This window comes from Microbacterium sp. A93, assembly GCF_051842835.1.
This window is the reverse complement of record NZ_JBPXMT010000016.1, coordinates 18,847-38,517: the sequence shown is the minus strand read 5'-3', so window position 1 is coordinate 38,517 and position 19,671 is coordinate 18,847. Positions and strand designations below refer to the sequence as shown.

General features: G+C 63.9%; 25 protein-coding genes. 19 read left to right on the top strand and 6 right to left on the bottom strand.

Going from position 1 to position 19,671, the window contains the following annotated elements; genetic code table 11:
- The first annotated feature begins 86 nt into the window (after window positions 1–86).
- Window positions 87–1,838, top strand: coding sequence for a sensor histidine kinase (locus ACSU1G_RS30710; protein WP_439284808.1), 1,752 nt, complete (start codon window positions 87–89; stop codon window positions 1,836–1,838).
- Between the two features lie 41 nt (window positions 1,839–1,879).
- Window positions 1,880–2,476, top strand: coding sequence for a response regulator transcription factor (locus ACSU1G_RS30705; protein ID WP_439284806.1), 597 nt, complete (start codon window positions 1,880–1,882; stop codon window positions 2,474–2,476).
- 14 nt (window positions 2,477–2,490) lie between these two features.
- Here ACSU1G_RS30705 and ACSU1G_RS30700 read toward each other — a convergent pair whose 3' ends face one another.
- Window positions 2,491–2,904 (bottom strand): DUF2255 family protein, encoded by a 414-nt coding sequence (locus ACSU1G_RS30700; protein WP_439284804.1) that lies wholly within the window; start codon window positions 2,902–2,904, stop codon window positions 2,491–2,493.
- On the opposite strand from ACSU1G_RS30700, the gene ACSU1G_RS30695 reads away from it, so the two are divergent.
- The 3 genes from ACSU1G_RS30695 (at window position 2,903) to ACSU1G_RS30685 (ending at window position 4,888) form a co-directional block, all read left to right on the top strand.
- Window positions 2,903–3,547 (top strand): hypothetical protein, encoded by a 645-nt coding sequence (locus ACSU1G_RS30695; protein WP_439284802.1) that lies wholly within the window; start codon window positions 2,903–2,905, stop codon window positions 3,545–3,547. The two genes, ACSU1G_RS30700 and ACSU1G_RS30695, sit on opposite strands and share 2 nt — an antisense overlap.
- 180 nt (window positions 3,548–3,727) lie before the next feature.
- Window positions 3,728–4,228, top strand: coding sequence for a hypothetical protein (locus tag ACSU1G_RS30690; protein WP_439284800.1), 501 nt, complete (start codon window positions 3,728–3,730; stop codon window positions 4,226–4,228).
- Window positions 4,229–4,552: 324 nt separating this feature from the next.
- A complete protein-coding gene (locus ACSU1G_RS30685; protein WP_439284798.1) occupies window positions 4,553–4,888 on the top strand; it encodes a hypothetical protein in 336 nt (111 codons plus the stop codon).
- 165 nt (window positions 4,889–5,053) lie between these two features.
- Here the strand turns inward: ACSU1G_RS30685 and ACSU1G_RS30680 are convergent, their stop codons facing one another.
- Entirely contained in the window at window positions 5,054–5,314 is a 261-nt protein-coding gene (locus tag ACSU1G_RS30680) for a hypothetical protein (protein ID WP_439284796.1), read from the bottom strand.
- A gap of 148 nt (window positions 5,315–5,462) precedes the next feature.
- Here ACSU1G_RS30680 and ACSU1G_RS30675 point away from each other — a divergent pair, with 148 nt between their 5' ends.
- Window positions 5,463–5,768, top strand: a complete 306-nt coding sequence (locus tag ACSU1G_RS30675) for a hypothetical protein (protein ID WP_439284794.1) — start codon at window positions 5,463–5,465, stop codon at window positions 5,766–5,768.
- Window positions 5,769–5,824: 56 nt separating this feature from the next.
- Here ACSU1G_RS30675 and ACSU1G_RS30670 read toward each other — a convergent pair whose 3' ends face one another.
- Both ACSU1G_RS30670 and ACSU1G_RS30665 read right to left on the bottom strand, forming a co-directional pair.
- Window positions 5,825–6,076 (bottom strand): hypothetical protein, encoded by a 252-nt coding sequence (locus ACSU1G_RS30670; protein ID WP_439284792.1) that lies wholly within the window; start codon window positions 6,074–6,076, stop codon window positions 5,825–5,827.
- Window positions 6,077–6,078: 2 nt separating this feature from the next.
- The gene (locus tag ACSU1G_RS30665) at window positions 6,079–6,756 is read right to left on the bottom strand and encodes a RelA/SpoT domain-containing protein (protein WP_439284791.1); all 678 of its coding nucleotides are present in this window, start codon (window positions 6,754–6,756) and stop codon (window positions 6,079–6,081) included.
- A gap of 364 nt (window positions 6,757–7,120) precedes the next feature.
- Here ACSU1G_RS30665 and ACSU1G_RS30660 point away from each other — a divergent pair, with 364 nt between their 5' ends.
- Complete coding sequence (locus tag ACSU1G_RS30660; protein ID WP_439284789.1) at window positions 7,121–7,309, top strand: hypothetical protein; 189 nt, start codon at window positions 7,121–7,123, stop codon at window positions 7,307–7,309.
- 8 nt (window positions 7,310–7,317) lie between these two features.
- Window positions 7,318–8,058, top strand: coding sequence for a hypothetical protein (locus ACSU1G_RS30655; protein WP_439284787.1), 741 nt, complete (start codon window positions 7,318–7,320; stop codon window positions 8,056–8,058).
- Between the two features lie 98 nt (window positions 8,059–8,156).
- Here the strand turns inward: ACSU1G_RS30655 and ACSU1G_RS30650 are convergent, their stop codons facing one another.
- Window positions 8,157–8,453, bottom strand: coding sequence for a WhiB family transcriptional regulator (locus tag ACSU1G_RS30650; RefSeq protein ID WP_439284785.1), 297 nt, complete (start codon window positions 8,451–8,453; stop codon window positions 8,157–8,159).
- A 94-nt stretch (window positions 8,454–8,547) separates the two neighbouring features.
- On the opposite strand from ACSU1G_RS30650, the gene ACSU1G_RS30645 reads away from it, so the two are divergent.
- Entirely contained in the window at window positions 8,548–8,928 is a 381-nt protein-coding gene (locus ACSU1G_RS30645) for a helix-turn-helix transcriptional regulator (RefSeq protein ID WP_439284783.1), read from the top strand.
- Between the two features lie 58 nt (window positions 8,929–8,986).
- Here the strand turns inward: ACSU1G_RS30645 and ACSU1G_RS30640 are convergent, their stop codons facing one another.
- A complete protein-coding gene (locus tag ACSU1G_RS30640; RefSeq protein ID WP_439284781.1) occupies window positions 8,987–9,475 on the bottom strand; it encodes a YajQ family cyclic di-GMP-binding protein in 489 nt (162 codons plus the stop codon).
- Window positions 9,476–9,663: 188 nt separating this feature from the next.
- Here ACSU1G_RS30640 and ACSU1G_RS30635 point away from each other — a divergent pair, with 188 nt between their 5' ends.
- The 10 genes from ACSU1G_RS30635 to ACSU1G_RS30590 all read left to right on the top strand — a co-directional run bounded on the left by ACSU1G_RS30635 (window position 9,664) and on the right by ACSU1G_RS30590 (window position 19,468).
- Window positions 9,664–10,908: a sugar ABC transporter substrate-binding protein gene (locus ACSU1G_RS30635; protein WP_439284779.1), complete on the top strand. Its 1,245-nt coding sequence runs from the start codon at window positions 9,664–9,666 to the stop codon at window positions 10,906–10,908.
- Window positions 10,909–11,002: 94 nt separating this feature from the next.
- Window positions 11,003–12,616: an ABC transporter permease subunit gene (locus ACSU1G_RS30630; RefSeq protein WP_439284777.1), complete on the top strand. Its 1,614-nt coding sequence runs from the start codon at window positions 11,003–11,005 to the stop codon at window positions 12,614–12,616.
- A 1-nt stretch (window position 12,617) separates the two neighbouring features.
- Window positions 12,618–13,553, top strand: a complete 936-nt coding sequence (locus ACSU1G_RS30625) for a sugar ABC transporter permease (protein WP_439284775.1) — start codon at window positions 12,618–12,620, stop codon at window positions 13,551–13,553.
- A gap of 120 nt (window positions 13,554–13,673) precedes the next feature.
- Entirely contained in the window at window positions 13,674–15,551 is a 1,878-nt protein-coding gene (locus tag ACSU1G_RS30620; protein WP_439284773.1) for a glycoside hydrolase family 13 protein, read from the top strand.
- A 164-nt stretch (window positions 15,552–15,715) separates the two neighbouring features.
- A complete protein-coding gene (locus ACSU1G_RS30615) occupies window positions 15,716–16,048 on the top strand; it encodes a PadR family transcriptional regulator (RefSeq protein WP_439284771.1) in 333 nt (110 codons plus the stop codon).
- On the top strand, window positions 16,045–16,728 hold the full coding sequence (locus ACSU1G_RS30610; RefSeq protein WP_439284769.1) for an HAAS signaling domain-containing protein: 684 nt from the start codon (window positions 16,045–16,047) through the stop codon (window positions 16,726–16,728). Before ACSU1G_RS30615 ends, ACSU1G_RS30610 begins: the two co-directional genes overlap by 4 nt.
- 153 nt (window positions 16,729–16,881) lie before the next feature.
- A complete protein-coding gene (locus ACSU1G_RS30605) occupies window positions 16,882–17,067 on the top strand; it encodes a hypothetical protein (protein ID WP_439284767.1) in 186 nt (61 codons plus the stop codon).
- An 83-nt stretch (window positions 17,068–17,150) separates the two neighbouring features.
- The gene (locus tag ACSU1G_RS30600) at window positions 17,151–18,260 is read left to right on the top strand and encodes an ABC transporter (protein ID WP_439284765.1); all 1,110 of its coding nucleotides are present in this window, start codon (window positions 17,151–17,153) and stop codon (window positions 18,258–18,260) included.
- A gap of 71 nt (window positions 18,261–18,331) precedes the next feature.
- Window positions 18,332–18,766: a hypothetical protein gene (locus ACSU1G_RS30595; RefSeq protein ID WP_439284763.1), complete on the top strand. Its 435-nt coding sequence runs from the start codon at window positions 18,332–18,334 to the stop codon at window positions 18,764–18,766.
- Between the two features lie 54 nt (window positions 18,767–18,820).
- Window positions 18,821–19,468, top strand: a complete 648-nt coding sequence (locus tag ACSU1G_RS30590; RefSeq protein ID WP_439284761.1) for a spermidine/putrescine ABC transporter substrate-binding protein — start codon at window positions 18,821–18,823, stop codon at window positions 19,466–19,468.
- Window positions 19,469–19,671 lie beyond the last annotated feature (203 nt).

Sequence of the window (19,671 nt, the reverse complement as noted above, 5' to 3'; positions counted from 1 at the left end):
GCGCTTGCACCGGCGTTGAGATCGCGGTCATGATGAGACTGCGTCGAGCGCGAAACGCACACACTTTCACGGCTGAGGATTTTCTGATGAGCATGGGCGCGAGCGCACCGATACGGCGATCCTTCAATCGCGCACTCCTCGCGATTCTGTGTCTGGGGCTCGTGCTTGTGCTTACGCTCACTGCCCTGCTGCCGCTCGAGGGCCCGTTCGGCCTGGTGCTTGCACTCTTCCCGATCAACGTCTTGATCTATCTCGGGGCGGGCTTGCTCGCCTGGTATCACCGACCGAGCAATCGGATGGGCGCATTGATTCTGCTCACCGGTGTGTGGGTCTTTCTCGGCGGTGCGGGCAACACCGACGTCCCCGCGCTCGTCTGGCTCGGCACCATCGCCGGCAGCATGCCGCTCGCCGGGTTCGTGCACCTGCTGCTGGCGTTTCCCGCCGGCCGGGTGCGCGGGAGGATCTCACGTATGACGGTGATGGTTGCCTACGGCACCTCGCTGCTTCTGGAAGCTCCCAGCTATCTGTTCGTGGCGAACCCGGGTGTCCCCGGGCTGGCGATTGCGGATGCCCCTGAGCTTGCCCGGTGGGGTGGGATCGTTCAAGAAGCAGTCGGTTTCGTCGTCCTGGCGAGCACGCTGGTGCTGCTCACACATCGCCTCCGGCGTTCATCGACTACTGAACGGCGCGTGCTCGTGCCCTTGTACGGGTACGGAATCGCTGCCGTTGTCGTCATGCTGTTCGCCGCCCGTATCCTGCGACCGGTCTTCGCGTGGGCGCCGCAGGACGTTGCTGCGTTGCAGCTGCTCATGTTCTGCGGGGTTCCCATTGTCTTCGCGCTCGGAGTGTTGCGAGGTGGGGTGGCTCGGACGGGTGAACTAGAGGAGCTGGGGGTCTGGCTGGGGGAGGCCGGGCGCACCAAACCGGAGATCGGCGCGGCACTGGCTCGCACGCTCGGCGACCCGACACTTGAAGTATGGTTCTGGGTTCCTGGCCGCAACGGGTACGTCGATACGGAAGGTGTTGAGGTGACGGCGGCGCGCGAGCAGGCGAGCCGTGGGCTCGAGCCCGTCGAGCTGGATGGGCGCAGAATCGGCGCGATCTCGTGCGACATCGCGCTTATGGCCGAGCCAGAGCTCGTGCGTACCGCTGGTCGAGTCGTCGCGATCGCGCTCGACCGCGAACGGCTGATCGCCGAGCTGCTCGCGAGCGGTCGCGCGTTGCAATCTTCTCGCGAGCGACTGGTCGAGGTCGCCGACCGTGAGCGTCGACGCATCGCGCAGGATCTGCATGATGGGCTGCAGGTGCAGCTGGTTCTTCTGGCACTCGAAGCACAGCAGATCGCGAACGCGGGCGATGACGGGGATGCGGTGCAGGAGCGTGCCACCGAGTTGCGCAAGGGAATCGACACGGCAGCGGCCGGACTGCGCGAGGTGGTGCACTCGGTCATGCCGGCCGCACTGACCCAACGCGGGTTGTCGGCCGCGGCCGAAGACCTGGTGGACCGGATGCCGGTGCCCACAACTTTGACGCTCAGTATCAGCGACAATGAATGCTCGCCCGTGGTCGAAAGCACCGCCTACTTCGTGGTGGCCGAGGCTCTCGCGAATGCGGTGAAGCACTCGCGCGCCGGAGCGATCGCGGTGCAGCTGAGTCGAGCAGGCAACGTGTTGCACGTCGAGGTGCGCGACAACGGTGATGGTGGTGCGAGGGAGGGCCGAGGGTCTGGTCTTACCGGAATGGTCGAGCGGGTGGAAGCGCTGGGCGGCCGGGTACACATCGAGAGCGCAAGCGGCGCCGGCACAACGATTCGGGCGGAGATCCCATGCGGGTTGTAATTGGGGAAGACGAGGCCCTGCTGCGGCGCGGTCTCGAACTGATGCTGGGTGACGCCGGCTTCGACGTGGTGGCGGTCGCGGCTGACGCGTCGGAGCTTGAGGAGGCCGTCGCCGCGCAACGGCCTGATCTTGTTGTCACCGACATTCGCATGCCGCCGGACTATACCGATGAGGGACTGCTTGCCGCCTTGCGCATCCGCGCGCGGTTTCCGGGGACCGCTGTCGTTGTGCTCTCGCAGCATGTGCAGCGACGATACGCCGTGGAGTTGCTCTCTGGCCACGCCGGGGGCATCGGCTACCTTCTCAAACAACGCATTGCCGACGTGGATCAGTTTCTGGCGGACCTGCACCATGTCGCAGAAGGGGGCACAGCAATCGACCCCGATGTCGTCGCGGTCATGGTCGCGCGCGCACGTCGATCGGATTCGGCGGTTGGAGCGTTGACCGCGCGGCAACAGGAAGTGCTCGGTCTGATGGCAGAGGGGCGCAGTAACGCATCAATTGCGGCGCGGCTCTTCCTCACCGAGAAAGCCGTCGTGCAGCACGCTTCTCGCATCTACGATGCACTCTCGCTGGCCGTGGATTCCGATGCGCACCGCCGCGTGCTCGCGGTGCTTCAGTACCTGAACCGGGGCTGACGCCGAACTTTAGTTCAGCGTGCCTCGTCGATCCGCAGGGTGCACGATCGCGCGTCGTCGGTCAGCATCGCGTCGACCGACGAGGTCTGGCCGTCGTACTTGCGCCGCAATTCATCGTCGATCTTCAGCTGGATCTCGTCGTCAACCGGCACGTATACGGTCGCGACCTGCGCGCGCGGAAGGTCTAGCGCAGCAACGCGATCACGCTCCGCGATCGCACCGTCGCCGAGGGCAAATGCTACCGGGCGCCCGGCGCCCACGTGCTGATACCACCAGGCGGTTGCTCCGTGCACAGATCGCACATAGGGCACACCGTCGATGACCATCGACCAGATCGGCGTGGCGATCGGATCGCCGTTGGCTCTCGTGGTGACGATGGCGACCACCGAGGTCTCGTCCAATACCCGTACGACAGTGTCAAAGCCCATGCCGCTGAAGCTACCGCACCCGGCGATGATCCGGGGCGGCCCCGCCGCTCACCTGGCGGAAGAAAAACCCGGCTCCAATTCGCATTGCAGCCGGGTTATTCTTCCCGCGTCACGCGGAAGCGCCAGGAATACACCTGGTCAGCGCGGTGACCTACCGGTAGTTGATGAATCGCACTACAGCTGGTGGCGAATGGTGGCATCTGGTGGCTGCCGCGTAATCACGCGGATCTGTAGGTGTCTGGTGGTGGGTGTTCAGGCGCCCGAGTGGGACTTCTGCGGACTTTCTGCGGACTCGCGGATGGTCTTCAAGTTCCGGGGCCAGCATCAGGGTGACCTGCTGCACGACGGCGGAGAGCTGATCTTGCGGGGACAGGTGTCGGGCGATGTGACGTGCACAGCCGGTGTGCTGCATGTGCGTGGTCAGATCGCCGGGGAACTGACGGTCGATGGTGGTGATGTGACGCTGCGCGGCATGGTGAATGGGCGTGCTGCCGTTGTGTCGGGGCGTCTGCTTCTCGCTGCGGGGTGTTTCGTTGGTGGCCGCGCGCTCAGTGACAGTGGCGAATGGTACACGCCGACGGATGCCGTGCACGTCACTGGCGATAGCAGGACGTTCGATGCCGATATGGTCGGCCTGCCGTGATCGCGACCGTCCACGGGTCGCACATGACTTGCCGGGGAGCCTGAGGGGCTCGTGAGTGTTCGCTCACGTGTATGACCGACGTGGGGCCGAATGTCGTTGGGTGCTGGGATGCTGTGGGGGGCGTGTGCTGGGCTCGCGATATCAAAGAATGGGGAAGCTATGGAAGCTTGGGGAATATGGATGACGGCGATCGGCGTGGTCATCGCCGGGGCCGCCGCTGTGTTCGCTTGGGTGCAAGCGCATTCGGCGGTCGAATCGCTAAAGGACGCTCGCGAGGCACGGGATGAGGCGCAGGCGTCGGCGGTGGAGAGCGCCCGCTTGGCGGCTGAAGCGAACGACGCGTTCAAACGTCAAGCTGTCGCGCAGGAGGAAGCGAACCGTCTCAAGCTCGAAGAGATGACGCCGCCGGACTGGTCTGGCCCGGAGCCGCTACGCGGTGAACTGCAGCGACTCACGAACACGTCGAAGCGTGTCCTGGTCGTGTCCAAGATTGACGTCCAGCCGGAATCGATGGCCGGCCTGGTCAAGATCACTACGCAACAGGCGGGTGGTCGGTACGAGTATGGCGACGTGATCGAATTTATCCCGATCAGGACGATGGCTGGGAGTGCCCAGAAGCTGACCATCGTCTATAGCTATGAGGGTGACGACGAGCAGCACAAGGTGATCGTGAATCTGTAGTCGCACGTATGACGAAGCCCCGGCTGTCTCACCGTTGTGAGGGCCGGGGCTTTCGTCTGGGATGCTGTGGGGATGGATGCTGAATGGGTGATGGTGTGGATCACGGTCGGGTCTGTGGCAGTGACCGGGTTGCTGGCTTGGCTGGCGTACGCCAACGGCCGGAAGGCTACAAGGATCGCGTCGGAGGCCGCCCAGAGGGACGAAGATCACCGAGAGCGGGAAGCCGATCAACGGGAGCGCGAAGAACGTTCGGGGGTTGCTATGACGATGATGCGAGCGGTGTCTGCGACGGAGCAATACACGAGGGTTCGGGACGCTCGGCCCATGGTGAGGGAACAGGGGCACGCGATTCTGATCCGCGAAGCAGCGAGCGAGATGCAGCGGCTCCGAGCGGAAGCTCTCGCGGCGGTCGCGCTCTATGCGACAGCGCCAGAAGATGACGAGCTTCACGTGTGGATCGATTCCGCACTTGAGCACCTGTCGGCGCGGCCAGCAAGTGCCATGGACGCGGTGGGGAGAGTCGGCACGTGGTATGACACTCGCCGTGCAATCCGCATGTGGAACGCTCGGGAGGTTACGTCCGGGGAGATCATTTCGGACCGTCTGCCGCCGGAGGTGAATCTTGAAGAGGATGGCGAAGCTCCGGCGTCCTCTGCGTGAGGGCCGGGGCTTCGCACCATGGGAATGCCCAGTGTGCGGTCGCTTCGAACCGGCGATGTCGGGACCGTTGCCGCCCGAGTTCGACGGATCGAGCATCTACGGCGGGTGAGGGGCAAGCATGGAACGCCGAACACCCGGAGAGATGACGAACTAAGGAGCGGTCGCCTACTTTTCTTGGACGTCCTCGATGCCAACCTTTGGTGACTCAACCTCGACGGCACCGACAGCCTTCGTTAGAGCGGTGATGCGGAGCTCGAGCGCGGCGATCGCGGCGATGCTGGCTTCCAGTGAAGCGCGCAGAACGTCCTCTGTGCGATCCGTCGGCGATGTGTTCACTGTGTCGATGAATAACTGAGCGATCGGGAGCTGGTGGCTTTCGGCGCTGAGCGAGCCCGTGAGCATGTCCGGACGGATGATTTGGGTCATGGCCGAACACTATCGGTGGTGACGCTGTGCGTCCAGCAGGAAGGTCGGGCGGGAGCGACGCAACGCACCGAAGCACAGCACCGACGGATTCAGCCGGCACCCCCTACGCTGACATCATGTTCCCATCCACCAGCTCCCTGACCTCATCGTGAAGAGGTTCCTGTGGTTCGCGTTGCCACTGCTGCTCATTGCGCTCGGTGGAGTAACTTTCACTCCGCTACCCGTCCCAGATCTGGCGACGGTTCGACAGGGTGCGAAGATCATCGTCGCCATCGCGACCCTCATCACTGCCATGTTGTTCGCGTTCGCCGACACCACGCCGAGTGCAAAACCGGGGACGACGAAATTGAAGGGTCAGGAATGGCGACGTGACAGGGCCAAGCTCATAACGCACGGTGCCGTCATCGGTATCGCCCTCTTTGTTGTTCTAGCGACCATCAATCGGGAATGGTAGACGACAAAAGACCCCCACCCAACCCGAAGGCTAGGTGGGGGTCTTGTGCCGTCGTTTCAGCGGCTAACGAACTCGAGCTGTGAGAACAGTTCTTCAGTCTCGTTCGTGAAGTAGTGTCCGTGGGTCTTCATGATGGTCTCGATGCTGTCGGAGCCGATCAGCACGATCTCGAATTCCGAGTCCCCTACGTGCTTCGCTTCTTCCTCGGCATACGCCTTCGTGGCGCGCCTCGAGTCGGAAAACTCTTCCTGCATGACGAGACGCTGATCCTTGTGGCTGTAGGCCAGGAGGAAATGAACAGTCGCCATCTCTAGGTGTCCTTTCGTCGGACGTAGAAGCCCTCATCTATCACTGCATCCGACATCGTCTCGAAACGAAGAAGGACATCAGCGGGGATAGACAGCTCCGCGTCCTGATAGTAAAGCATATCTCCCACGGCTGTGAAGTAGTCCAACATGGATTGCGGACCCCGCCCATCCTTTAGCGTGAGTCCAAACCGGGAGTCCGCCTGCTCTACCGCGTTCGCCCACTGCTGTTGGCGGCGGGTGCGAATTTGGATCTCGATCCGTCGACCATGCTTCTCCACAACGTAGTGAACTGCACGATAGCCGGTGGGCTTTGGCTCGTCGACGTAGTCCCGTGGATCTCGTCGGAGGTCCTTGCTCCAGCGACTAACAAGGTGCTGTCCAAGAAGCCTCTGATCATGGAGGCTACTAACAACAGCTCGCGTTCCGCCCACATCTTCGAGGCGAGCGAGCATGCTGCTTTCCATGTTGGCGAGTTTCCGCACGATCCGCGGAAGTCGTTTAAGCCTCTGCGAGACCACGGGCGGTTTCCCCAGCGCCGTGTTCATGAATGTTCGGAGGCCCATCGAGGTTGTGCCGAGTGGCCGTTGATACGTGGCGCGAAATTGATCAACGATGTCAGTGCAGTATGCGAGCCGTTCGCGATCGAACAGCTCGTGAAGCATGGCCCTGTTCGGACCCATGCGAGCACGATGCAGGTCGACTAGGTACTGACCACAGCGATTGACCTCACTCTTGGAGATACTCGGCGATGGATGTTGACGGCTCGACACGGGATGAGACTACTGCCCCTGTGTGAAACGACGAAAAGCCCAAGGCCCCCACCCTCGACCGTGAGGTCAGATGCGGGGGCCTCGTGCGTTCGGCGGCAACCTCTTCCGGCGCGTGCCCTGACCGTATAGAGCCGTGAACGTTGCGCAGTTTCGATGAGGTCCCGCAGCCCGCAAGTTCGGCGGACCGGAGAGTTGAGCGCCGCTACCGGCCGATGTTGGTGGTCAGGTCGAACGTAATACGAACAATGTCCCAACTGCGTGGCATCCTGTTCTCATGACACCCGCACCAATCGTGAACGTACTCTCGCGGGCCGATCTGGACGATCGGCGACGTGAGCTGCTGTCGTCTGTCGGATGCTCGCTCTACGACCTTCGTGATCGCGCGCACGAGTACGAACTGTCGATCGACGAACTCGAGGTGCTTCGCGAGCTTGAGCGGCTCGAGTTCCTCGCGGGGAACTAGCGACAGAGTTGGACGCAGCTGCGCTTGAAGAGGCGGTAAACGAATTCGCGGTCGACTTGATGCTCCGGCTCGGCGAGATCTTGCCGACAGGAAACCTCGGGCTCTCGTCCCAGGCGCTCCCAGCTCGCGACGGCTCCGCACGCATCGCCATTGCGTCTGTCAACCCAGGCGGCATCGAGCTGACGATCGAGGAACGGCCGGCACTGCAGCTTGAGGTCAACTACAAGCTGATGCTGAGCCCTACCTCGCGCTTGCCGACGGTGTTTGGATCGCAGTTCCTGGTGAGACCCCACGGCATGGGCCGCCCTCTGTTTACGGTCGACTACGTGCGGGATGCTCAGTCCAACACGCCAGCTGCGCACTACAACCTGCACTTCGAGCACGGTCCAATTGAGGCGGAGCTACTGCAGACAGGTGCCGTTCGTCGCGGCAAGAACCACCGGAAAGCGATCCGCTCTGGGAAGACTCCTCGGCTCGCAGATCTGCATTTCCCGGTCGGTGGGCACCGATTCCGGCTCTGCCTCGAGGACGTCATCGAGATGCTGTGGATCGAGTTTGGTATCGACGTGAGGCCGACCGCGGGAAACGCGATTCGCGAGGGACGTCAGGGGTGGCGTGCGATGCAGATTCGAGCAGCCGTCTCGGATGACCCTGAGTCCGCGGCCACGGAGCTGCGGCGGCTCGGCTACGAGGTCACGCCGCCGTCGTCAGAGCTCTCATGCCGCTTGGATCGGGTGCACGCGATATAGGAGAGGCGGGCCTTTGGGAGATCGCTCGTTGTGGCACACGCCAGCATTCATGTCCCAGACGATCGCCGTCCTGAGCATGGTGTCAAGTAGTGCGGACATCAGGCGGCTTCCTGTCCTGCCTTGCGGCCGCGGCCGACGTACTGTTTCCCTGCCCAGAATCCGACTGTCGGTTTCGCGGCTTTCGCGTACTGCCGGCAGAGGAGCGCGACGTCGCATGCTGCGCAGATCGGGGCGAGTGTGGCGGCATCCGCCTTGGTGAGCGTGTCGGCGGTGAACAGGTCGATGCCGTCGCATTCGGGTGCGCGACGGTCGAGCGCTCGTGAGAGCTGCGCGTATGCGGCATCGGCCGGGGATACGCGTCGAGGCCGCGGCGTGTGGGCGACATCCGGTGACATAAGGTCACTGTAACCCTAAGTGGAGAGCGCTTGCTGTGGGGCACGCGGTCGAGGTGGGATTGCGTGCGCGGCCAGCTGCTCGTATCGTCTGACGATGATCTACCACCGGAAGTACGGTCCTATGGTTGTGGGCTTGCCGGCAGCATCCGCCTTGCTCCGAGAGGTGGACGCGTTGAAAGCAGGCGGCATGGTCGGCGACGCGCTCGAGGATGCAGTCGTGAGGATCGCCTTCTCGCGACTCGCCTTGCTGGAACACCGGGAGCCTGTCGCGTTCGCTGATCCAAGAGAGACGCTGCTCAAGGTGACGGATGTCGCCGAGCGTCTCGGCGTGAACAAAAGCTGGGTTTACGCGCGCATCAACCGTGGGGAGATCCCGGTCGTCGAGCTCGGCGATACCCGCAAGAACCAGCGCATCCGCGAGTCCGACCTGGACTCGTTCATCGCCGCCCGCACGTATGGCGTTGGCCGTCAATGACGACTCTTGCGGACTCCCTGCGGACTGAACTAGAAAAAGACCTGGTCAGCGCGGTGACCTACCGGTAGTTGATGAACTGGAGGTCGACGTCGAGGTCTGAACCCTTGAGCAGGGCGATGACGGCCTGAAGATCGTCGCGGTTCTTGGACTGCACGCGCAGCTCGTCGCCTTGGATCTGGCTCTTCACGCCCTTCGGGCCCTCGTCGCGGATGATCTTGCCGATCTTCTTCGCGTTTTCAGAGGAGATGCCGTCCTTGAGCTCAGAGACGATGCGGTATTCCTTGCCGCTGGCGAAGGGATCACCGGTCTCGAGGCTCTTCAGCGAGATGCCCCGCTTGATGAGCTTGGTCTGGAACACGTCGAGAACGGCCTTCGCGCGCTCTTCGGTGTTCGCCTTGATCAAGATGGATTCACCACTCCACTCGACGGACGCTCCAGTGCCCTTGAAGTCGTAGCGCTGCTCGACCTCCTTGCGGGCCTGGTTGAGGGCGTTTTCCGCCTCCTGGTGGTCGACCTTGCTGACAATGTCGAACGATGAGTCTGCCATGCCGCCATCCTATCGATTTTGCCTCTGAGGCGGGTTCCTGGAAGCGCTTCCAGGGCGCGGGAGCGGGCGTTGCGTGGGTTACAGGTTGATATCACTACGCGCTCCCGTTGCAATGAGGGCAGGGTAGCAGGCATACTGTAAGCGCTTGCAGTAACGCAGGTCTTCCGCATTCAGAGAGGCAGACACCAATGAAGGTGCACAAGAAGGGCATCGTCGCGTTCGGCGCATTCGCCGTGATTTCGACGCTGACGCTCGCCGGTTGCTCATCGAGCAGCACCCCCACCGATGACTCCGACGCCGCGGCCGAGTTCTCCGGCGAGATCACAGTCTGGGCCGACACCAACCGCGCCGCCGTCCTCGAGGACGCCGCGAAGAAGTTCACCGCCGACACCGGCGTGAAGGTCACGATCGTCGAGAAGCAGATGGACGAGGTGCGTACGCAGTTCGTCCAGCAGGTACCGACCGGCAAGGGTCCTGACGTAGCCGTCGGCGCACACGACTGGCTGGGTGAGCTCGTCACCAACGGCGTCGTCGCCCCGGTCGAGCTCGGTGACCGTGCAGACGAGTTCCAGCAGATCGCCCTCGACGCCTGGAACTACGAGGGGCAGAACTACGGCATCCCGTATGCCATCGAAAACATCGCACTGCTGCGCAACGCCGATCTCGTTCCTGAGGCGGCCACCGACTACGCGGACATGATCGCCAAGGGCCAAGCCTCCGGCGCCGAGTACCCGTTCCTGGTCGGCCTTGACCCCGAGGCATCCGATCCTTATCACCTGTACCCGTTCCAGACCTCGTTCGGCGCTCCGGTGTTCGGCACGAGTGCCGACGGCTCCTACGACGCAACCGACCTGCAGATCGGCAACCCCGGTGGTGAGCAGTTCGCAGCGTGGCTGCAAGAGCAGGGCGCCGCGGGTGTTCTGAACACCAACATCACCCCCGACATCGCGCGCGAGAGCTTCTTCGCCGGCAAGTCGCCGTTCTACCTGACCGGTCCGTGGAACGCCACCGACGCGATCGACGCCGGGCTCAACATTGAGATCGACCCGATCCCGACCACGGGCGATCAGGACGCGCAGCCGTTCGCCGGAGTGCAGGGCTTCTTCCTCAGCTCCGCGAGCGAGAACCGCCTCGCCGCTAACGAGTTCCTGCTGAACTATGTCGGCAGCGAAGAGGTGCAGACGGCGCTCTACGAGGTCGGCGGACGCACACCTGCACTGACGGCATCCTACGAGGCGGCCATCGCGGCCGACCCGATCACCGCCGGCTTCGGCGAGGTCGGTGCCAATGCCGTGCCGATGCCCTCCATCCCCGAGATGGGATCGGTCTGGGAGTACTGGGGTGTCACCGAGGTGGCGCTGATCAACGGCCAGGGTGACCCGGCCGAGCTCTGGTCGAAGATGGCCACCGACATCCAGGGCGCGATCGACTGATCAGCTTGACTAGCGGAGTGACGTCCACACCCGGGCGTCACTCCGCTGGCACACGGATGCACGCCGACAAGATCACGCGAACCAGAAGGAACCGATGAGCACGCCGACCAACGTAGACACCGACGCGGTCGCGCCGAGCAGCAGATCCCGCCGCGCAGCGCGAATCGCGGATGCCGCGAGCATCGGCTGGAAGCTGATGCTGTTCAAGGTCATCGCCCTTGGCATCATCGACGCGCTCGCCGTTTACGCGATCTTCGTCCTCCTGCAGAGCGAGCAGTGGCTGCCAGCATCCATCGTCGCAATCGTTACGGCTATCGCGAACTGGATCTATTTCAGCCGCGGCAATCTGCCGGCCAAGTACCTCGTCCCCGGCCTGATCTTCCTGTTTGTCTTCCAAGTCTTCGCGGCGCTCTACACGGGCTATATCGCCTTCACGAACTACGGTACCGGGCACAACAGCGACAAGGACAGTGCCGTCAACGCGCTTATGCTCTCGGCGCAGGAACGCGTGCCGGACTCTGCCGCCTATGACCTCACTATCGTCGAGCAGCTCGGCGAGTTCTCCTTCCTGGTCACATCGCCCGACGGTGACGTCGCCATCGGTGGCGAAGAGCGTCCCCTTGAAGTAGTCAACGGCGCCGAGATGGACGGCAATATGGCCGTCGGTCTCTCTGGCTACAACACGCTCGGCTTCGCACAGATTGTTCAGAATCAGCAGGCGATCGCGGATCTGGCAGTGCCGATCAGTGACGACCCGAATGACGGCGCCCTGCGCACGCCGGATGGATCGAAGGCCTACGTCTACGTATCCTCGCTCATCTATGACGAGGCCGCCGCGACCATGACCGACACTCGATCCGGAGACGTCTACTCGGATATCGGTACCGGCGCATTCACTGCAGCCGACGGCACCGAGCTCATGCCCGGCTGGCAGATCAACGTCGGCTTCGACAACTTTGTCAAGGCGTTCGGCGCCGAATCTGTCCGCGGACCGTTCCTCTCGGTGCTGGTGTGGACCTTCGCCTTCGCGATCCTGTCGGTCGCGACCTGCTTCGCGCTCGGCCTGTTCATTGCGGTGGTGCTCAATGACCCGCGGATGAAGTCGAAGAAGTACTACCGGGTGATCATGATCTTGCCGTACGCCTTCCCCGGGTTCCTCTCGGCGTTGGTGTGGGCCGGCATGATGAACCAGGAGTTCGGATTCCTCAATGCCGTCCTCTTCGGCGGGGCAGAGATCCCCTGGCTGACCAACGAGTGGTTGGCGAAGATCAGCATCCTGCTGGTGAACCTCTGGTTGGGCTTCCCGTACATGTTCCTGATCTGTACCGGTGCCTTGCAATCGATCCCGGAAGATGTGCAAGAAGCGGCCCGCGTCGATGGCGCCAGTGCGTGGAGAGTGTTCCGCTCGATCAAGCTGCCGTTGCTGTTCGTGTCGGTGGCGCCACTGCTGATCTCGTCGTTCGCATTCAACTTCAACAACTTCAGCTTGATCTACATGCTCACCGGCGGCGGGCCGCGCGATATCAGCGCTGGCATGAACGTCGGCGCGACCGACATCCTCATCACGATGGTGTACAAGGTCGCCTTCGTTGGCTCGAACGCTGATTACGGTCTGGCCAGCGCCTTCTCGATCATCATCTTCCTCGTCGTCGCCGCGATCTCGATCGTCGCATTCCGGCATACCAAGTCTCTTGAGGAGTTGAACTGAAATGACTTCCGTGAAGCCCGATTCGACGACAGCGATCGTGACTGCGGATGCCGGGATCCCCGGTGTCGGCAAAGCACCCCGTCGTCCATTCAAACGCTACTTCCGCGAGACCGGCTGGCGGCACATCGTCGGAATCGTTGTGGGTGCGTTCGCACTCTTCCCGCTGCTGTACATCCTCAGTGCATCGCTGAACCCCGGCGGCACGCTACTGACCGCCAACTCTCTGTTCAGCAACATCAGCTTCGACAGCTACGTGACGCTGTTCAACAGTCCGCGAAGCCCTTATGCGGCGTGGTTCGTGAACACGCTGATTATCGGCCTGGTGACTGCGGTGTTCACTGTGATACTCGGCGCTCTCGCCGCCTACTCGTTCTCGCGCATGCGCTTCACCGGTCGCCGCTTCAGCCTCACGGCGTTGCTGGTCGTGCAGATGTTCCCGCAGATGCTGGCGATGGTCGCGATCTTCCTGATCATGGTCGCCATCGGCGACGTCTTCCCGGCGATCGGCCTGAACTCGCAGATCGGCCTGATCATGGTCTATCTCGGCGGGGCATTGGGCGCGAACACGTACCTGATGTACGGATTCTTCAACACTGTTCCTTCGTCGATCGACGAGGCCGCGAAGATTGACGGCGCCGGACACGCGCGCATCTTCTTCACGATCATCCTGCGCCTTGTCGCTCCCATCCTCGCGGTGGTGGGACTGCTGAGTTTCATCGGCACGAGCAGTGAGTTCATCTTGGCGAGCCTGATCCTCGTCGATCCTGAGAAGCAGACGCTCGCGGTTGGCCTCTACAAGTTCGTCTCCGATGAGTTCTCGAAGAACTGGAGCGTCTTCGGCGCTGGCGCCGTTCTTGCCGCGGTCCTTCCGGTGGCGCTGTTCCTGGCGTTGCAGAAGTACATCGTCGGGGGTCTGACAGCCGGTAGTGTGAAGTAGCGTTCTGCGCCGATGAGGCGCACAATGTAACAACAACTCAAGGGCTCTGTCATGGCACCCGCCTTGCAACCACGTCGATTTCCGGCGATGGAGCATCGCCGTCAACCGAAAGGTCCTGACATGACAATCCTTCTTCCCCATCACGACGGCTCGCCCCTGCACGTCTCGAACTCCGCTCCTGCGTTGGGCGAGCAGGTCACAGTGCGCGTGCGCGTCCCGGCAGGCTACGGTCCGCTCAAGGCCGTACGTGCGCGCTCCAACCCTGATCATGAGCCGGAATGGACGGACGCTCGTCGCATCGGCAGCATCGACGGCTGGCACTGGTGGGAAGCGGACATCACGGTTCGCAACCCCCGTCATGGTTACCGGTTCATGCTGTTGCACGTCGACGGTCGGGTCGAATGGCTGAACCAGGCGGGTCTCCACTCGATCGAGACCGTGGATGCCGACGACTTCGCTCTCGTCGCAAACGAGGCCCCACCGGCGTGGCTGAACGAATCGGTGATGTACCAGGTGTTCCCCGACCGCTTCGCCCGTTCAGCGCAGGCCGACGAGCATCCCGCCCCGGACTGGGCAATGCCCACCGACTGGAGCACACCCGTTGACCCGGTGATGCCTGCGCGCTCGAGCCAGTTCTACGGCGGCGACATCCCCGGCATCATCGAGAAGCTGGACCACCTCGTTGAGCTGGGCGTGAACCTGCTCTATCTGACTCCGGTGTTCCCAGCGGCATCCAACCACCGCTATGACGCGTCAAGCTTCGATCGCGTCGACCCGCTTCTGGGTGGCGACGAGGCGTACATCGAGCTGATCGAAGCGGCACACGCCCGTGGCATCCGTGTAATCGGCGATCTCACCAGCAATCACTCCGGTGACCGGCACGAGTGGTTCCAGGCTGCGCTCGGCAACCCGGGGGCCGAGACTGAGAGTTACTACTACTTCACTGACGAGGGCAATACCGAGTACGAGACGTGGCTGGGGGTGCCCTCGCTGCCGAAGTTCAACTGGGAGTCGCAGGCGCTTCGCGAGCGTTTCGTCTCAGCGGAGGACTCGATCGTCGCGAAGTGGTTGAAGCCGCCGTACAACGCCGACGGCTGGCGGGTCGATGTGGCGAACATGACCGGGCGTCTCGGCGCTGTCGATGTGAACGCCGAGGTTCGCGCGCTGCTGCGTGAGTCGATGCGCCGTATCAATCCCGACGCGATCCTGCTGGGTGAGTCCACGAACGACGCGGTCAGTGACCTGCAGGGCGACGGATGGCACGGCGCGATGACGTATCCGCCGTTCACTCGTCCGCTGTGGGCTTGGCTGTGTGAGGCGAACTTCACACCCTATCTGACAGCTCAGGGGGACGAGCAGACCGAGCCGTGGTTCTTCGGGCTGCAGACCGGCGGCATCCCTCGGTACACGGCTCGCGACTTTGTCGACAGTGTGACTGCATTCACCGCCGGCATTCCGTGGCGGGTGAGGCAGGGCAACATGCAGCCGCTCGACACTCACGACACTGCTCGCTTCGCGACGAACGCGGCACCGGGAACCGTGCCCGTCGCGGTCGGTCTGTCCATGACGATGCCGGGGTTGCCGGTCGTCTTCGCCGGCGACGAGTTCGGGCTTACCGGAGTCGACGGCGAGGCCAGTCGGACGCCGATGCCGTGGGGATCCGAACAGGAGCCTGGCGTCGCGGAGCGCTTGGCCGAGTATCGCTCGCTCATCGCGCTGCGTCGTGAGCATCCGGTGCTCGGCACGGGCGGTATGCGCTGGTTGCACGTGGATGACGAGACGATCGTGTTTGTCCGCGAGTCGGCGGAGGAGTCTGTGCTCGTGCTGGCGACGCGCAGCGGAGCGGACATCGTGCTGGACGCCGCGTCGATCGCAGGTATCGGGCAGGCACGGATGCTGTTCGGCTCGGCGGTGCTGACGGCGGCTGGTGCAATCACCATCACGGCGTCCGGTGCGTCGTTCGCCGCCTGGCATCTCCCCGGAGTCCCAACCCCCTAAGCCCCTCGTTCTGGGGTGCCTTGGGTGCCTGGTCCCTGGTCCCTGGTTGCGAGTGGGCGCTTGTGGCTCGAAATTTGCGAAAAATAGAGCCACAGGCGCCCGCTCGCAAGGGGTCGCGGGGCGCAAACGAGGGCTATCTTGCGAGGCATGCTATCTTGCGATGCATGACAGCGGATGTCGGAGCGCAGATGCGCAAGGGAGTGGTCGAGTACTGCGTACTCGGCCTCCTCGCGCGCGAGCCGATGTACGGCTGGCAGCTGTCAGAGGCGCTGACCGGCGCCGGGCTGATCGCGAGCATCGGCACGCTGTATCCATTGCTCGGGCGCCTGCGCGATAACGGCTGGGTGAGCACGTTCGATCGGCCGAGCGAGTCCGGCCCGTCGCGCAAGTACTACCGACTGACGGATGCCGGCATCGCGCAACTCGCGCAGTTCCGCACACAGTGGATGCCGTTCGCCCGAGTCGTCACCGGACTCATCGGAGAGGAACCCTCATGAACATCGCCGACGCTGATCGCCTACGCGGAGACTATTTGAAGCGCCTGGATGCTGCGATGCGCAATGTGCCGCACGGCGTCGCCGCCGAGATTCGTGGCGGGATCCTTGAGGAGCTGCAGGGTCTGGATGCCGCGGCCACCGCCGCCCGGATCGCACAGCTCGGTGATCCAGAGGCTGTCGCCCGCGAGGCGCAAGATGAAGCGCCGGTGCTGGTGGCGCCGGTGGCCGTGCCCACGCCTGTGCCGCCGCCAGCGGCTGCACCCACGGTGCGGAATGCGCCGGCGACGAGCACGCGCGGCTTCGCCATCGCTGCCGCGCTGACTCTGAGTGTCGGCGGCATCGTGCTGCCGTTCGCCGGTTGGGTGGTCGGCGTGGTGCTGGTCTGCTTCAGCTCGCTGTGGCGGGCGTGGGAGAAGGCGGTTGCGATCATCGTGCCGTTTGTGGCGCTGATCGCCATAGGTGGTGCGGGACTGCTCGCCTTCCAAGCTGCTCCCGGCGGCGCAATGGGTACATCGACCGGGAGCGGCGAGTTCTCTGCACCTGTGAACAACCCGCTGCTGCCAGCGACGTACGACCTCGTCTGGAGCGGGCTCGTCGTGGTCGGCATCCTGCTCATTCCGGCATCCGGCCTCTGGCTCCTCTGGCGCCTGCGCCGGCGCCCCCACGCGCCCCGCACCTAACTCCGCCCCGCCCCACATGAGCTGATTGCGAGTGGGCGCGCGTGGCTCGAAAATTGCGAAAAATAGAGCCACAAGCGGCCACTCGCAACGGCAGTCAGAGGGGGAGCGCGTGTCTGGGGCGGGGGAGAACCCGAGCGGTCGTATCGTGGAGGCATGGCCGGGGTCGCGGGGCGCAATCGGGTGATCAGCTGGATCGCCGGCATCTTCTGCGTGGGCGTCATCGTGGCGCTGCTCTGGTTCGCCGCTCCGATGGCGGCGGACCTGTTCAACTTCCTCGGCGACACCCTGCGCGGCGCGGATGCCAGCACGACGGCATCCGCCCTGAAATCCAGCGGGTAGAGCGACACGTCGGCACGCCTCCGCAACCGCATGACCATGCGGAGATAACCTCACATTGCACATATCCGACGAGAGGCGCCCCCATGAGTGACCCCGAGGTTCCCCAGCCCGAGCAGCCGGCAGACGTCAACGACGTCGTCGACAGTGCCAACGCTGGACTCGCCGAGGCCGAGGCGGCCGCCGCCGAGGTACCCGGTGCTGACACTGATGGCGCAGACATCGACGGCGCTGCAGAAGGTGCCGCCGAAGGTGCTGACGCGCACGTCGTCGGCGCAGAATCTGCGGGCATTGACAGTGTCGCGGATGCTGTCGACCCCGATCTCGCCGCATTCGAAGAGGCAGAGAGGGCGCATCCTGGTACATTCGGCGCCCCGGAATCCTTCGCATCTTCGGCGTCTTCCGAGCCGTCCGAGGCTATTGACGAACGCGCCACCGCGGATGCCGACGCATCCATCGCAGACAGCTGGCCCGCCGCCGACGCCAACGACGCATCCATCGCCGACACCGCGTACCTGCCGCCGGCCGCTGACGACACCGCGACCCGCGTCGTTCCGTCGGAGCCGGTTCCCCAGCCGAGCGCCTCGTCTGACTCGATCGTCGCCGCGCCGCCGGCTTTCTCGCAGCAGCAGCAGCCGATCTTCGTGCAGGCTCCCGAGCCGCCGCGTGAACGCAACAACCGTGGCACCGCGGCTGGCATCGGCCTGCTCGCAACGCTTTCTTTCGCAATCCTGTACCTCGCCACTGCTCTGGGCCTGGGCGCTCTTGCTGGTGACGTCACGGGTGAGAACATCGGCGAAGCCGCACTCGCCCCGCTGACCACCTGGGGTTTCTGGGTTCCGGTCGTCGTGTTCTTCATCGGATTCTGGCTGCTCGGTGCGATCATCAACCGCGGCCGCTGGGGTCGCTGGGTAGTCTTCGGCATCATCGTCGGCATCTTCGCTTACGCCGGTCACATTCTCGGCCAGCTGTTCGAGGCGCCGTTCTGGGCCGTCACCGCCAGCGAGGGCAGCGAACTCGTCGGTTCGCAGCTGTTGGCTCCGCTCGCCATCGCCGCATTCGTGTTCGGTCGCGAGCTCACCATCTGGTTCGGCGCGTGGGCTGCTCGCAGCGGCGCTCGCAAGACCGAACTCAACGCCGAGGCTCAGCGTGAGTACGAGCGCACGCTTGAGGCCGGCCCGAGCCTGCCGAGGTAATCACGACCACTTCAACGCCTGACCCTCGCGGCCCCGTGCCTGCGGGGGTTTCGGCCGCCTTGGCGACGGTCATGACGACGATCGGTTTCTTCGCGCTCGCTGTTTTCGGCCTGGGCGCGTTGAGCATTGCGACGGATACTGACATCATCGCAATCCCGGGAGTGGGTCAAGCGCCGGGCATCGTGGGCATGGTCATCGCCGTCGCGGTGTTCGCTGGCATCCTCTGGTTGGCTGTGCGGATCAAGCATCCGCGCTTCCGCTCGGTGTGGACGATCTCGATCACCACCGCACTCGTACATCTGCTGGCTGTCGGTCTGGTCGCCGCGATCGCGACGGGCGAATTTGTCACGGCGATGGCTGTCATGGGTGGGTTGATCACCGGGGGAGCGAGCCTCGTGATTCTTGTGGTGGCCGCCGTGGCATCCTGGGCCGGAGTTGCGCTCCGCCGGACGAAGGCGAAACATCCGCAGTGGCCCTGGGAGCGCGAGGATCCGAACGGGTCCTAACCAACCACCCCCGGAAATCTCGGCTGAACACGCAGATCGCCGTACTCTGGGAACGTGGAGCGGTCGATAGAGACGCAGGTTGACCAGGCCGTCGAGGCCTGGTTGCGCTGGGTGCCGCGCTGGGAGCCGCCCACGCACCGCGGTCGCGCCGCCCCGTGTCGACTCTGTCTCGGCTCGCCGATCCTTTCCGCCGCCGGTATCGGATCGAACGTTCCGCACGGTGTGCAGCACGGCTTGTCCACCCGGATCAAGCGGGTCGTCGATCACTCCGTCGCCGGGTACACCGCGCGCAACCTGCCCATGTTGCAGATGGAGCTCGACCAGCAGGCCGAGCGCAATCGCGCCCGCAGCTATCGCCCGTCCGAGGATCTCGCGCCGGAGTTCGAGGGCATGCCGCTCGATCCGGATCCGACGCCTGGCGCCCCTTTTCTCTTCACGATCGCGGGCCTCGCGGATGACGCCAGCGTCGAGCTTCCCCCGCTGCCGCCGCTGAGCGACGAGGCGAAGGCCGCGCTGCGGCAAGAGGTCGGCCTCGCCGATGAGTACGCCAATATGGTCGGACGCGAGATTTGTGGGATGCTGCTGCGGCATCGCCTGAACGTGCAGGCGGCGATCTCGCAGCACATCGAACCGCAGATCGAGGCCCTGCTGGCCGAGCTCACGGAGTCGCTCGACTCTCCGTTCGACCCCGAGGCCCCTTAGCCCGGCGTGCGTAGCCGCGAGAATCGGTTTGCTGCACGAGACGAGTCTTCCTGGGGCCTTTCTCGTGCAGCAAACCCATTCTCGGCTGGCAGCCCGCCCCGCTACCGCGCCGCAGCCCCGCACCGCCCCACTCCGTGCATTCCCTGTGAGAGCGGCCGCTCGGCTTGAGCCACCCGGGCATCCCGAGCTATCGTTTTTCGATA